The 14,252-nt window shown below is 69.8% G+C and carries 10 protein-coding genes; 2 read left to right on the plus strand and 8 right to left on the minus strand.

Annotated features, from left to right (window positions below):
* Positions 1-24: 24 nt before the first annotated feature.
* Positions 25-663: a TetR/AcrR family transcriptional regulator gene (locus J2Y70_RS04145; RefSeq protein ID WP_309913667.1), complete on the minus strand. Its 639-nt coding sequence runs from the start codon at positions 661-663 to the stop codon at positions 25-27.
* Entirely contained in the window at positions 660-2,192 is a 1,533-nt protein-coding gene (locus tag J2Y70_RS04150; RefSeq protein ID WP_309913670.1) for an FAD-dependent oxidoreductase, read from the minus strand. The genes J2Y70_RS04145 and J2Y70_RS04150 overlap by 4 nt, the downstream gene beginning before the upstream one ends.
* 257 nt (positions 2,193-2,449) lie before the next feature.
* On the opposite strand from J2Y70_RS04150, the gene J2Y70_RS04155 reads away from it, so the two are divergent.
* The gene (locus tag J2Y70_RS04155; protein WP_309913673.1) at positions 2,450-4,708 is read left to right on the plus strand and encodes a methyl-accepting chemotaxis protein; all 2,259 of its coding nucleotides are present in this window, start codon (positions 2,450-2,452) and stop codon (positions 4,706-4,708) included.
* Between the two features lie 221 nt (positions 4,709-4,929).
* Here the strand turns inward: J2Y70_RS04155 and J2Y70_RS04160 are convergent, their stop codons facing one another.
* Positions 4,930-5,409: a VOC family protein gene (locus J2Y70_RS04160; RefSeq protein WP_309913676.1), complete on the minus strand. Its 480-nt coding sequence runs from the start codon at positions 5,407-5,409 to the stop codon at positions 4,930-4,932.
* 293 nt (positions 5,410-5,702) lie between these two features.
* On the opposite strand from J2Y70_RS04160, the gene J2Y70_RS04165 reads away from it, so the two are divergent.
* Complete coding sequence (locus tag J2Y70_RS04165) at positions 5,703-5,858, plus strand: hypothetical protein (RefSeq protein ID WP_263395867.1); 156 nt, start codon at positions 5,703-5,705, stop codon at positions 5,856-5,858.
* Positions 5,859-6,037: 179 nt separating this feature from the next.
* On the opposite strand, the gene J2Y70_RS04170 is transcribed toward J2Y70_RS04165, so the two are convergent.
* The 5 genes from J2Y70_RS04170 to J2Y70_RS04190 all read right to left on the minus strand — a co-directional run bounded on the left by J2Y70_RS04170 (position 6,038) and on the right by J2Y70_RS04190 (position 14,183).
* Positions 6,038-9,211: a cytochrome P450 gene (locus J2Y70_RS04170; protein ID WP_309913681.1), complete on the minus strand. Its 3,174-nt coding sequence runs from the start codon at positions 9,209-9,211 to the stop codon at positions 6,038-6,040.
* Positions 9,208-9,912, minus strand: a complete 705-nt coding sequence (locus J2Y70_RS04175; RefSeq protein WP_309913684.1) for a TetR/AcrR family transcriptional regulator — start codon at positions 9,910-9,912, stop codon at positions 9,208-9,210. Before J2Y70_RS04175 ends, J2Y70_RS04170 begins: the two co-directional genes overlap by 4 nt.
* A 224-nt stretch (positions 9,913-10,136) precedes the next feature.
* Positions 10,137-11,441, minus strand: a complete 1,305-nt coding sequence (locus J2Y70_RS04180) for a carbohydrate porin (RefSeq protein ID WP_309913687.1) — start codon at positions 11,439-11,441, stop codon at positions 10,137-10,139.
* Between the two features lie 274 nt (positions 11,442-11,715).
* The gene (locus tag J2Y70_RS04185) at positions 11,716-12,645 is read right to left on the minus strand and encodes a dihydrodipicolinate synthase family protein (RefSeq protein WP_309913688.1); all 930 of its coding nucleotides are present in this window, start codon (positions 12,643-12,645) and stop codon (positions 11,716-11,718) included.
* A 140-nt stretch (positions 12,646-12,785) separates the two neighbouring features.
* Complete coding sequence (locus J2Y70_RS04190) at positions 12,786-14,183, minus strand: MFS transporter (protein WP_309913691.1); 1,398 nt, start codon at positions 14,181-14,183, stop codon at positions 12,786-12,788.
* Positions 14,184-14,252: the final 69 nt, after the last annotated feature.

The raw sequence follows: 14,252 nt of genomic DNA on the forward strand, positions 1-14,252 counted from the left end.
GGAATGGCGAGCTGCGGTGCCGGCTCATCCGGTGACGGCCCTGGGCGCGATGCCTTGCAGCAGCAGGCGCCCGTGCTGGTCGGCCAGCGCGGCGAGGTTCGGGGCGTGCGCGCTGTCGCGGCCGAAGACCTGGTGGAACAGCATTGCCATCAGCATCGGGCCCATGATCGACAGCACGTAGAGCTTCGGGTCGCCGGCCGGGGCGGTGCCGCGCGCCTGGGCCTTCTCGATGAGGCCGGCAACGGTGGACATCACCCGGTCGATGGCTTCGGCGTGCCAGATGCGGGCCAGTTCCGGAAACGCGCGGCTCTCGCCGATGACCATGCGCAGGATCGCCGGCAGGCGCTGGTCGCCCATGCCGTCGGCGGCGCGCGCCAGCAGCAGGGTGGTCAATTCGGCGAGCCCGCCGTCGAAGGTGGCGGCGGCTTGCTCGAGCGGCGCAAGGCTGGTCAGCAGCCCGTGCCGCACCACTGCGGCGAACAGGTCCTGCTTGTTGTCGAAGTACAGGTATAGCGTGCCCTTGGCGATGCCGGCGCGCTTGGCCACGTCCGCCAGCTTGGTTTCGGCGAAGCCGTGCTCGACGAAGGCATCGAGCGCGGCGCTGAGGATCTCCGCGGGGCGGTCTTCCTTGCGGCGTTTCCATTTCGGCGGCGCGTCGGTCATGCGGGCGATGTGCTCAGTGCGGGGCGTATCCGTGCCACACGATACCCGTCCAGCGCCGCGAGCGAGGCGTCGGGCGCGGCGCAGGCGACGTAGCCGTCGGGCCGCAGCAGATAGGCCGCGTCCTGCGCGAAGCCGGCGCGCTGGTGCTCGGGTCGCCATGCGAACACGCGCAGGGCGATATCGCGCGCGCCGCACCAGGCCTGCAGTTCGGGCCGCGCGCTGCCGTAGACGTGCAGCTGCCAACCGATCTGCGGCAGCGGCGCGTAGTTGTCGGCGTCGCGCGTCTGCACCCATGGCAGGCGATCGCCGCCGGCGACATCGCCGGCCTTGCCGGCGCTCAACGGGCTGTCGCGATAGTGCAGCATGGTCTGCGAGACGGTGCGGAACATCAGCTCGCTGAGGTTGCGGCTGCGGTAGGCCAGGCTGGCCAGGGCCGGGGCGACGTAGGTCCTGATGAAGCTGGCGACGCTGCCGGCGGCGGTGACCAGGGTGAAGGCGCGGTCGGTGGTGTTGACCAGGGTGCGGGCGAAGGCCTGGCGCTCGGCCGCGTAGCTGTCGAGCACGGCATCGGACGCGCGGCCCTTGAGCACGTCGGCGAGCTTCCAGGAAAGGTTGATGGCATCGAGGATGCCGGTGTTCATGCCCTGGCCGCCGACCGGGCTGTGGACATGCGCCGCATCGCCGAGCAGGAACGCGCGGCCCTGGCGGAACGTCTCGGCGACGCGGTGGTGCACGCGGTAGGTGGAGAACCAGTTGACCCGGTCGATGGTGACGCCGAGGTTGCGGATGGCGTCGTCGCTGACGTCGGCGAAACTCAGCTGCTCGGCGCGATCGGCACGCGCGTCGCGCACGGTGCCGATGAGCCGGTAGTTCCCTGTCGCGCTATAGGCCAGCACCAGGATGAAGTCGCCGTTGCCCAGGGCGATGTGCGCTTCGTCGGTCGACTGCAGGCCGCTCAGTTCGACATCGGCGACGTAGAACACCTGCCGGTAGGTGCCGCCTTCGAAATCGACGCCGAGCCGGTGGCGCACGGTCGAGCGCGCGCCGTCGCAGGCCGCCAGATAGCGCACGTCGGCGGCCTGCTCGCTGCCGTCGGGCAGGCGCAGGCGCGCGGCGACGCGATCGCCGTGGTCCTCGAAGGCGACGAGTTCGGTGTCGCGCTCGACCGCCACGCCCAGCGACGCGAGCTGCGCGAGCAACAGGCGCTCGTGCTGGTCCTGCGGGTACACCAGCACGAACGGGTAGGGCGACAGGCCCGTGGCCGAATCGCGCAGCGCGATCCGCGCGCGGCGCTTGCCGCGGGCCCAGATGTTCATGGCCGGGGTGCGGTGGCCGGCGGCGACGACGGCCTCGGCGATCCCCACCTGCCGGTAGAGCTCCAGGGTGCGTGCCTGCACCGCCATGGCGCGCGAGGTCTCGCCCGGACCGGCGCTCTTGTCGATGAGGCGTACAGCGACGCCCTGCCGGGTCAGCCATAACGCCAGCGTGAGCCCGGTGGGGCCCGCGCCCACGATCAGCACCTCGCTCATGCCGCACCTCGTTTATATGACCCGTGGGTCATTTAAATCAGCTCGCGGTCTTGCCGTCAAGCGGCGGGTGCGCACGTTCCCCGGTTTCGGCGGTTCCCTGAGCTGTTCAGCAAGAAACCGGGATGGCGCTCTCAGGTTTGCGCCATGGGCGCCGTTACCTCTCCAGATAACGCCCCAATCCCTCGTGCATAGCGGAATTGGATGCCGCCGGCCGTCCACCAGCGACAGCCCGGACACTCTTGCCTGGAGTTGCACTCATGAAGTGGTTCCACGATCTGCCTATCGCCCGCAAGCTGGCGGTGGGGTTCACCCTGACGACGCTGATGACGATCATGCTCGGCACCTTCGCCCTGGTCCGCCTGGGCGGCGCGCATACCGAACTGGCGGCGATGGCCGGCAACGAGATTCCGTCGGTGCAGCACCTGGGCGAAGTGCGCGCGCAGCTCGGCGAGTTCCGCACCTTCGAGCTGTCGCAGCTGACCATGCTGGCCAAGCCCGACAAGGTCGCCGACTACAACAAGCGCATGGACGCGACCACCAAGCTGGTGCGCGAAGAGCTGACCGCCTATGCGGCGCTGCCCGCCGACGACAAGGAGCAGGGGCTGTACCGCAATGTCGAGGCCAACGTGAACGGGTACTTCGGCGCCAATGCCGAGATGCGCGCGGCCATCGCCGCCGGCGATGGCGTGCTGGCGCAGCAGATCTCCGACGACAAGTCGCGGCCGGCGCGGCGCAAGCTGTTCGAGTCGCTCAAGGAACTGGGCGCCTACAGCGCCGCGCAGATGCAGGCGAAGATCGTCAAGGCCGACGCCACGCATCGCGCCAGCGTGATCGCCATCGTCGCCTGCATGCTGCTGCTGTCGCTGATCGCCGCCGCGCTGGCGGTGGTGATCTCGCGCGCGGTCACCGGCCCGTTGGGTAAGGCGGTGCATGCGATCCAGTCGGTGGCGCGCGGCGACCTGTCGGTGAACATCCAGGCCACCAGCGCCGATGAGGCCGGCAAGATGCTGGCCGCGACCCGCGACATGACGGTGATGCTGCGCCGGTTCTCCGGCGAGACCCAGCAGATGGTCGAGATGCACGCCGGCCCGGACATCGGCCACCGCATCCCGGAAGATTTCCCGGGCGTGTACGGCCAGCTCGCGGTCGGCATCAACACGGTGATCTTCGAACACCTGGACGCGATCAAGGACGCCATCGCGGTGCTCAACCAGTACGCCGCCGGCGACCTGTCGCAGGATGCGCGGCGCCTGCCCGGCAGCCGCGCGATCCTGCACGAGTCGATGGATGCGGCCAAGGCCAGCCTGCTGGCGATCAACACCCAGATCCAGTCGCTGGCGCAGGCCGCGGCGGTCGGCGATTTCAGCCAGCGCGGCGACGCGCTGCGCTTCGATCACGACTTCCGGGTGATGATCGAACACCTCAACACCATGATGCAGGTCGCCGACGGCAACCTGGGCCAGGTCTCGCAGCTGCTGCGGGCGATCGCCAACGGCGACCTGACCGCACGCATGCACGGCGACTTCCACGGCGTGTTCGCCGGCATGCGCGACGACGCCAACAGCACCGTCGCGCAGTTGACCCAGATCGTCGGCCGCATCCAGCAGGCGTCTTCCAGCATCAGCACCGCCGCCGGCGAGATCGCCTCGGGCAACGACGACCTGTCGCGGCGCACCGAGCAGCAGGCCGCCAATCTGGAAGAAACCGCCGCGTCGATGGAGGAGCTCACCTCCACCGTGAAGCAGAACGCCGAACACGCGCGCCAAGCCAACCAGCTGGCGATCGGCGCGGCCTCGGTCGCCTCGCAGGGCGGCGAGGTGGTCGGCCGCGTGGTCACCACCATGCACGAGATCGACGCCTCCTCGCGCCGCATCGCCGACATCATCACGGTGATCGACGGCATCGCCTTCCAGACCAACATCCTTGCGTTGAACGCGGCGGTGGAAGCGGCGCGTGCCGGCGAGCAGGGCCGCGGCTTCGCCGTGGTCGCCTCGGAAGTGCGCACCCTGGCGCAGCGCTCGGCCAGTGCCGCCAAGGAAATCAAGGGCCTGATCGACGAGTCGGTCGGCAAGGTCGCGGTGGGTTCGCAGCTGGTCAACCAGGCCGGCGACACCATGGGCGAGATCGTCGCCTCGGTGCAGCGCGTGACCGACATCATGGCCGAGATCGCCGCGGCCTCGCAGGAGCAGTCCGCCGGCATCGAACAGGTCAACCAGACCGTCACCCAGATGGACGAAGCCACCCAGCAGAACGCCGCGCTGGTGGAAGAAGCCACCGCGGCGGCGCGCTCGATGGAAGAGCAGACCGGCCACCTCAACGATGCGGTGGCGCTGTTCAAGCTGGACGCGCACGCCGCGGTGCTGGCGCCGGCGGTCGCGCCGCGCGCGGCTGCGGCGGCGCTTCCGGTGGGTGCACCGGCCAAGGCCAAGGCCGCGGCCCCGGCACGCCGCGCACCGGCCCGCGAGCCGATCCGCGAAGCGGTCGCGGCCAACGCCGGCGACTGGCAGGAGTTCTGAAGTCCCGCCAGCATCGACGCCCAGGACGAGGCCCCGCTCCGGTGGGGTCTTGTCGTTTGTGCTCGGGCGTAATGCTGTTGCGCGTGCCTGCTCAAGACGCTGGTCGAAGGCGTCGTTCCGCCGCTGGAACAGGGACTGCTGCCGGCACGGATCTGCGCAGTTTCCTGCTGCCCCTCGTCGCGACTGAAGTCGCTCCCACAGGGGGCTCGACGAGGCGCGCCTCAGCCGCGTCGCGCGGCCTCGATCGCGGCGATGTCGATCCTGGTCATGCCCATCATCGCCTCGAACGCGCGCTTGGCCACTGCCGGATCCGGGTCGGCGATCGTATCGGTCAGGGCGCGCGGGGTGATCTGCCACGACAGACCCCATTTGTCCTTGCACCAGCCGCAGGCGCTTTCCTGGCCGCCGTTGCCGACGATCGCGTTCCACAGGCGGTCGGTCTCGGCCTGGTCGTCGGTGGCCACCTGGAACGAGAACGCTTCGCTGTGCTTGAACGCCGGGCCGCCGTTGAGGCCCAGGCAGGGGATGCCCAGCACGCTGAACTGGACCGTCAGCACGTCGCCCTGCTTGCCGGAGGGGTAGTCGCCGGGGGCGTGATGCACCGCGTGCACCGCGCTGTCGGGGAACGTCTGCGCATAGAACGTGGCGGCCTCCAGCGCGGTGCCGTCGAACCAGAGGCAAATCGTGTTCTTGCTGATCATCTGGACTCTCCTGGGTAGAAAGAGACAGCGGTGCGCAAGGTGCCAGAACTGAGCAGGTGCATGGCGCGTGTGCAGCAATGGCATGTGCAGTTCGACGCAACGCAATCCGGTGCGCTCGTGTTGCACGGCGGATTCTACGTCGCTGCTGGCGCTGCGGGTCGAGCCGGAACGCGTGCGCGCGTTGCGGTCGGCGCACGCGGCTGGGCCTGGCGAGCGCCGATGCGGGGCCGGGCTAGCGGGCTCTTCACCTGTGATGTGGTGTCGTTGCACATCGCACAACCACGGAGCTTTGCATGGACACCACGCTGATGCCATGGGTCGCCGGACTGTTCATTTTGTTCGTCGGCGCGGCCTTCTACCTGATCACCCGGGCCAAGAACAATCGCAACCGCCCGGCCAAGGACGCGGCCGCGACCAAGGCCGGCGACGATGCCTCGTTGAGGAAGTAACCTGCGCGACGCGGCGGCGAATCGGCCATGCCGTGGGCGCCGGGCTGTGCGACGTGCGTGTTGCGATCGGACCCGAGCGCGCAGCGCTCACGATGCGTTGCGGGCGCCGCGCCGGATCGTCGCTCGCAGCGACGCGCCTGTGTCGCCTGCCTGCTGCGCCGTCCGTGGCGCGGCAGCCGTCACGAGAAAATATCCGCCACATAGCGGCCGTGTTCGCGTTCGATGCGGTCGGCCCAGGCGTTGGCCTCCTCGGCGCTGACGTCCATGCTCTCGCGATAGATCCGCACGAAGGTATCGCGTACCGCCGGTGCCATGCGTTCGCCGTCGCCGCAGACGAAGACGGTGGCGCCTTGCCGGAACAGCGCGGACACCTGCGCGCGGTCCTGCCACAGGCGGTGCTGGACATAGGCCACGCCATCCTGCGGCGCTTGCGAGAAGGCCGGGCGCACATCGACCACGCCCATGTCGCGCCAGCGCTGCAGTTCCTCCCTGTACAGATAGTCGACGTCGGGATGATCGATGCCGAAGAACAGCAACGCCTCGCCGACGTCGCGGCCGCCCGCTTTCTGGATCGCGCGCTCCTGCAGGAAGCCGTGGAACGGCGCGATGCCGCTGCCGGCGCAGACCAGGATGATCGGCGTGGCCGGATCCTCCGGCGGGTGGAAGCTGGCCTGCGACGGCCGCACCGCGACCGAGACCGGCGCGCCTTCGCCCAGGCCGGCCAGGTAGGTGGAAGCCACGCCGCGGCGGCGCCCGATCCCGGACAGTGCCGGCGCGTCGAGCACGGCCACGGTCAGCGAACACTGCGCAGGGTCGCGCAGCGGCGAGGAAGAAATGGAATATTGGCGTGCGCGCAACGCGGGCAGCGCGTCGAGGAAGGCGCCCAGCGACAGCTCGCAGGCCGGGAAGCGTTCCAGCAGATCGAGCAGGCTGGTCTTCTTGGCGAGGACCTCGTCGGCGTAGGCCGGCTCGGCGGCCAGTGCCTGCAGCGCGTCGCGATCGGGCGGGCAGCGCGTGGTGGCGGCCAGTTGCGCCACCTGCGCGCGGGTCGCCGGTTGCGCCAGTTCCACGTAGTCGGTGAGCACCTCGGCCAGCGCCACCGGATAGCCGCTGGGCAGGGCGGACGCGGCGCCGGGCCGCTTGCCGATGAGCACCTGGGTATCGCTGGCCAGGCCGAAGCGCCGCAGCACGCGCTCGACCTGCGCGGCGGGGTTGCGCGGCAGCACCGCGAGATAGTCGCCGGTGCGGTAGCGCATGCCCTCGGGCAGGGCGATCTCGATGTGGCGCTTGGAGCGCGCGAACGGCGCGGCCATGTCGACCAGTTCGCGGTTCTCGACGATGCGGCCCTGGTCGAGCTCGGTGAGCCGCAACGCGCCCAGGCGCGTGGAGGGAACGATGTCCACCTGCAGCGCGTGCGCGGTCTGCGCCGTGGTCGCCTTCCCCAGCGCCTGGCCGAGGTCGGGCCACAATCCGGCGTACCAGGCGTCGAAACCGCCGAAGAAATCGCCGCCGGCATCGGTTTCGCCGCGGGGCTTGAAGCGCGCGGCGCCGGCCGCTTCGAATGCGGCATCGATCCGCTTCGGAATCGCCTGGTAGGTGCGCGCCCACTGCCGGTTGCCGCACCCGAACACGGTGTAGCGCACGCCGGCCAGTTCGCCGGCGGGCAGCGTCTCGATCCAGTCCACGAAGCGGCGCGCGTTGTCCGGCGGCTGGCCTTCGTAAGAGGAGGCGACCACCACCACTGCGCCGTCGCGGGGCAAGTGGCCGGTGTAGTCGTCCAGCGGCGCCACCACTGGCGCATAGCCTTGCGCCGCCGCGTCGCCGCCGATGCGCTGCGCGAACGCTTCGCAGGAGCCGGAATTGCCGCCGTACAGCACCAGCAGCGGCGTGCCCGGTGCGGTGCCGTCGGCTGCCGGCGTCGCCGCCGGCGCCAGGGGTTTCTGCGGCGCGGACGGCACCGCGCTGCGGCGGCGCAGGGCGACGGCGTCGCGCCGGCGCGCGCGGATGCGGAAACCGTCCGGTTTCAAGGTCAGCGTTTCCGCCACCTCGAGCTGATAGTTCGGATCGACCTGGTCCAGGTCGAAGCGCTGCAGGATCATGCTCAGCACCAGCTGCGCCTCCTGCATCGCGAAGCCGCGCCCGATGCAGGCGCGCGCGCCGTTGCCGAACGGTTTCCAGGCATTGGGCGGGAGCCGCTCGGCCGCCTCGGGCGCGAAGCGCTCCGGCCGGAACGCTTCCGGGTCCTCCCACACGGCCGGGTCGCGATGCAGGCCGGGAATCAGCACGAGCAGGGTGTCCTGCGGCGCGATCGCATAGCGGCCGGCCAGCGTGGTCGCTTCGCGCGCCGCGACCGCGAACGCCGGCGCGGTGGGCCACAGCCGCAGGGTTTCCTGCAGGATCTGCTCGATGTAGCGCAGCTTGGCCAGGTCCTCGACCTGCGGCGGCTGCGTGCCCAGCGCGGTGTCCACCGCCTGGCGCGCGCGCGCCAGCGCTGCCGGATTGCGCAGCAGCAGATACAGCGCGAACGACAGCAGCCCGCTGGTGGTCTCGTGGCCGGCGATCAGGAAGGTCACCAGCTGATAGCGGATGTTCTCGTCCGACAGCGCTTCGCCGCTCGCCTGGTCGCGTCCGTACAGCATCAGGTTGAGCAGATCGTCGCGCGAGGCCGCGTCCGGGTCGGCCCTGCGCTCGGCGATCAAGGTGTCGGCGACGCTGCGGATCATCGCCAGGTCGGCCTCGTAACGGCGCCGGCCGGGTGCCAGCAGGCGATTGGCGAGGTCGGGGCGGCGCGCGCGCGCTCCGGCCTCGGCCAACGCGCCCACCATCGCCGCGACGAAGGGGTGCATCTCGTTCTGGTAGAAGCTGTTGAAGCGGTAATCGAAGGCGCACAGCGCGATCGTGTCCAGCGTCAGCCGGGTCATGTTGTCGGCCACGTCGATCGCCGCGTCCGGCCCGAACCGTTCCCAGCGCTGCAGCATCTGTTCGGCGATGTCCTCCATGCGCTCGAACATCGAACGCACCCCGATCGGGCCGAACGCCGGCATCAGCAGCCGGTGCGCCTTGGCCCAGTTGGGTTCGTCGTTGTAGGCGGTGAACAGGCCGTCGCCGCCGAGGTCGCGCAGCGCTTCGAGCGGGCGGTGCAACTTCTTGGCGAAGCGGGTTTCGTCGCAGACCTCGTCCACCAGGCGCTGCCCGCTCAGCACGGTCAGCGACAGCGGACCGCTGTTCAGGCGGAAGATCGGGCCGTGCACCTTGGCCAGGCGCATCAGGCTCTGCACGGGGGCATCGCCATCGAGGTGGTGGAAATTGCCGAGCAGCGGCAGCGAGCGCGGTTGCGGGATTGCGTCGGTCATGGGGTGCCTTCCTGTGGGGAGCGCAGCGTGGCGAGCGGCGGGGCGCCGGCATCGCTGTGCGGGGGATGCAGCAGGGTGGCGAGGACGGTCTCGACCAGCCGCGTCCGCGCCGTGGCGGCGCCGATTTCCGGGGCCAGCCGCGCCAGCAGCTGCGGGAACTCGGGCGGCTGGCTCAGCATGCTGTTCAGCAGCACGAAGAACAGCGCCGGATGCGTCGCCTTCACGATGCCGGCCTCGATTCCTGCAAGCACCAGTGCATGCCCGGCCGCGTAGGCAGGGCGCAGCAACTGCTCGGTGACCACGGCGGCCCGCTCGGGGCTTTCGGAGACCACGCGCGCGACGAAGTCGCGCACTGCCGGGTTGGTCTCGTAGAAGGCGGCCATGATCAGGATCGCGTCGGTCAGCCGCTGCAGCAGCGCGCGCCCGTCGTGTTCGGTCAGTTGCGCCATCGCTGCAAGCCGGGGCCGCAGGGCATGCGAGAGCTGCTCCACGCAGGCGCTCCACAGCTGCGCCTTGCTGCCGAAATGCACGCGCACCAGGTTCGGGCTCACTCCTGCGGCCGCGGCGATGGTGCGGATGTCGGCGCGGTCGAAGCCATACCGGGCAAAGATGCCGGTCGCCGCCGACAGCAGCGCCTGGCGGCCGTCGGCCCGGTCTCTGGTCGGGCGGCCGCGGGGGCGCGGGGGTGGCTTGGCGCTCATGTCCGGGTGTGCGTCCGCATAAATGTTCAGATGTACATTTAATGCCGGCCGCGGTGTTCTTCAAGGTGGCCGTTCAGCGGGTAGTTCGTTTGCTGCTACGGACTGCAGCGGGGCTGCGCCTGCGCGCAGACCAATGCGCGCCGTTGCCGGCGCGTGGCGAAGACATGGCGATCGGTCCCGTGTCGCTGCTTGCGCCGCCTTCTTCGCTCAAGCCCGCAGGCGCTTCACTTCGGGGTGCCCAATCCGCCGATGTTGACCATCACCCGCAGGCCGATCACCAGCGCGTTGTCCGGCGCGCGGCGTGCGGCGGTGTTGCCGAGGATGTCGGGATTGACGATGTACTGCACGTTCGGGACCAGGGACAGCGGCAACTGTGCGACGCGATAGCTGTAGTTGAGTTCGAGGATCGTCTCGTTGCGCGAGATCCCCGGCGCGGCGCCGCGCTTGCGCAGCAGGTCGTTCATGTAGCCCTGCTGGTCGGCGCTGAAGCGGTAGTAGTTGGCGATGGCGCCGAATCCGTCGTTCGGGCGCGAGTCGAACGGGCCGGCGTAGTACAGGCCGGCGGTGAGCTGCAGGTCGTACACCTGGCGCGCATCCAGCGGCGCGGCGATGTTGCCGAACGCGACCAGCATGCGTTTGCTGGCCATGCCCTGCGGCCGGTAGAGCGCGCGTTCGCCCATCAGGTAGGCGCCCCAGCGCCCGCCGTCGTACATGCGCGCCGGTCCGCCGGACAGGCCGCGCAATCCGCCGGTCCGGTTGTAGCGCAGGTCGGCGTAGTCGGCCGAGTTGTACCAGACGCCGGCCACGTAGCGCGGCGCGCCCTGGCCGCGCGCCGGATCGGGTTCGTAGCCGACCTCCAGCGTGCCGAGCACGCCGTTGCTGTCGGCGGTGCTCCAGTCCAAGCCGTTGCTGTTCTTGCGTTGCGGATTGAGTTCGAACGCGCCGACCGAGACGTAGCGCGCATCGGGCTTGTAGCGCAGCTTCGCGCCCCAGTTGACGTAGGGAAAACCGACGAAGCCGCCATCGGCCTGGCTCAGCTGGAACGGGCAATCCGAGGCGCCGACGAAGCGGCAACCGTAGCGGCTGCGGGCGAACTGCCAGGTGGTGTTCATGCGCCCGGCAACCAGCTGCCAGCGGCCACCGGCGAACGCCTGCTCCCAGGTGAACTGCGCCAGTTGCGCCTGTTGTTGCGGATACCAGTAGCCCTGCACCTTGACCGCGTTGCCGATCTGGCGCTGCGACAGGCTGTCGCCGTAGTACCAGGCGCCGGTCGCGTGCACGGTGGCGCCGGGAATGCCGAACAGGCGTTCCAGATCCAGGTCGGCACCGGCGACCACGCCGCCGGCGTTGCGATCGCCGCGCGCCAGCCCGCCGCTGGCGTTGCGCGCATAGTCGTTGGACCAGACGAAACGCGGCGCGATGCCGTGTTCGCCCAGCCAACTGTCGGTATCGGCAGCAGCGGCGCTGGCGGACAGCGTGGCCGAGGCCGCCAGCGTGAGAAATGGAACGAAAGAACGCGATCGGGACATGGGACGCTCCACGGACGAGGCGATGCACGCGGCGGACGTGCGCGGCAGGGGCGCGGTGTCGCGGCGGTGCGCGAAGGGAAGACAGCGTCCGGTCGTGGAGCCGCAGGACAGCGTCGCGTCCGTCGCTAAGCGGACACGGCATTGCGCAGGCTCGTGGGAGGACCGGCAAAGTCGCGGCGGCACGTACGTTGCGCGGCGCCGAAGCGCGCGCCATCGTCGCCACGGATGGGCCGCGCGGCGGCGCGGCCCATCGGACTGGATCGGACTGCCTGGGTCAGGCCACCTTGCCGAGGCCGGCGGCGGCCATCGCGTCGGCGATTTCCTTGTCGGCGCCTTCGGCCAGCGGCAGCAGCGGCGAACGCACCGTGGCGTGGTCGAGCAGGCCGCGCGCGGCCAGCGCCCACTTCAGCGCGACCGAGCCTTCCATGTGCGAACCGCGGTGATAGACGCTCTTGGTCACCGGCAGCAGGCGGTCGTGCAGGGCGCGCGCCTTGGCGTAGTCCTTGGCCTTGCCGGCGGCGATCATCTCGATCAGCGGCTCCGGCGCGATGCAGCCGTAGCCCACCAGCGCACCGTCCACGTCGAACATGGTGTGCAGCAGGTATTCGTCGTGGCAGGTCAGCACCGGCACGTTCGGACGCTCCTTGCGGAACACCGGGATCTCGGTGTCCCAGCGCTTCATGTTGCGCACGCCGTTCTTCATCGCGATCACCCCCGGCAGCGCGGCGATCTCCAGCAGCGTGTCCAGGTCGTAGGTGGCCTTGGTCACGTCCGGGTACTGGAACAGGATCATCGGCAGGCCGCTGGCCTCGTGGATGGCCTTGTAGCGGTCCTGCGGCGCGCCCTTCTGGTAGCCGAAGCGCAGCCAGCCGTGCGAGGGATAGATCAGGCCGGCCGAGGCGCCGGCGGCGACCGCGCGCTTGGCTTCGTCGGCGGCGACGCGGGTGCCTTCCAGGGTGATGCCGGCGATGATCGGGATGCGGGCGTCGACCGCATCGCGGAACGCCTCGATCACCTTGGCCTGCTCGTCGCGCTCCAGGAACGTGCCTTCGCCGGCGTGGCCGAGCACGGTCAGGCCCTTGACGCCCTCGATGCCGCCCAGCCACTTGCCGATGCGCTTGATCGCGGGATAGTCGACGGCGCCGTCGCGGGTGAACGGGGTGACGGGCGCGGGAACCAGGCCTTTCAGGTCGATGTTGCTCATGGGGTTTTTTCCTCTTGTTTCGGATCAACGGGGGATGGAGTCGAACGCAGCGTCCGACGTGGGGGTGGTGCGTGGAGGCGCTAGTAAACGGGCCTCCGGAGGGATGCGTGCGGTGTGGGCGGGTACTGCAGCCGATGCGCTCAGGGCGAGAGTTCTTCCAGCGATCGGCCCTTGGTTTCCAGCGCGCACAGCAGCGTCACCGCCGCGCCGGCCAGCAGCACGACGGCGAAGGCGACGAACACGTAGCGCAGGCCGATGCCGGCGATGACCGCGCCGACCACCAGCGGGCCGCTGGCCGAACCCAGGCGCAGCCAGGCGCTGCCCAGGCCGGTGCCGATGGCGCGGATGCGGGTGGGGTAGAGCTCGGCCGAATACAGGTACAGCGAGAAGGTGATGGTCTGCACCGCGGCATAGGCCAGCGCCGCGAACACCAGCACCTGCAGCGCCGAGGTGCCGCCCAGCATCGCCAGCGCCAGCAGCGGAACGCTGCCCGCGGCGAAGGCGATGACGTACCAGCGCTTGCGTCCGACCTTGTCGATCGACAGCGCGCACACCACCGCGGCGGCGACGCCGGCCAGCGAGGTGAGGAAGCCGTAGGCGATGCTCTGCTGCAGCGGCAACCCGAAATGCTGGCGATACAGCGTCGGCAGCCAGGTGATGATGCCGTTGGCCACCAGGTAGGAGCAGAACCACAGGCACCAGATCACCAGCGTGCGCTTGAGGTAGACGCTGCCGAACAGTTCGCGCCAGTCCGAACGTTGCGCCTTGGGCAGCGCGTTGCGGTCGAACACCGGCGCCGGCAGCGGGCCATGGCGGCGCTCGGCGCTGCGCTCCAGTTCGGACACGATCGCATCGGCCTTGTCGTAGCGGCCCTTGGAGGCCAGCCAGCGCGGCGACTCGAACATGAAGAAGCGCAGCGGGATCATCACCACCGCCGGGATCAACCCGACCATGAACATCGCCTTCCAGCCGTAGGCCGGCACCAGGAAGTAGCCGATGCCGCCGGCGGCGACCAGGCCCAGCAGGAACATCACCTCGTACAGCAGGAAGAAGCGGCCGCGCTTCTTGGAGCCGATCAGTTCGTTGATGTAGGCGCTGGCCACCGGCACTTCGCCGCCGGTGCCGATGCCCTGGATGAAGCGGAACGCCATCATCGCCGCGGCGCTGCCGGCGAACAGGCAGGCCACGTCCATCGACACGAACAGCAGGATGGTGAACAGCAGCACGTGCAGGCGGCCGACGCGCTCGGCCAGCCAGCCGAAGAACACCGCGCCGAGCAGTTGGCCGAGGTAGCCGGCCGACAGGATCATGCCGATCTGCGCCGGCGTCAGCTGCCACTCCTTGGCCAGCACCGGCATCGCGTAGGCGATGGCGATCACCGTGTAGCCGTCGAAGAAGGTGGCGGCGCCGACGATGTTGCGTGCCCACCACACCTGGCGGGTGACGGGAAGGCGTTCGAGCCGGGCGCCGATCTGCGCCTGCGCCTCGGCGGGCGGCAGCGAACGTGCGGCAGTGGCGGGGGCGGCGGTGGTGGGCATGAGCATCGTTGCTGCCTCTCACAGGACAAGAAGAACCCGGCGCGGGCGCCGGAGCGTCCACGAAGCGGT

The sequence above is a fragment of the Xanthomonas sp. 1678 genome (genome assembly GCF_031455575.1).
Lineage (GTDB): Bacteria > Pseudomonadota > Gammaproteobacteria > Xanthomonadales > Xanthomonadaceae > Xanthomonas_A.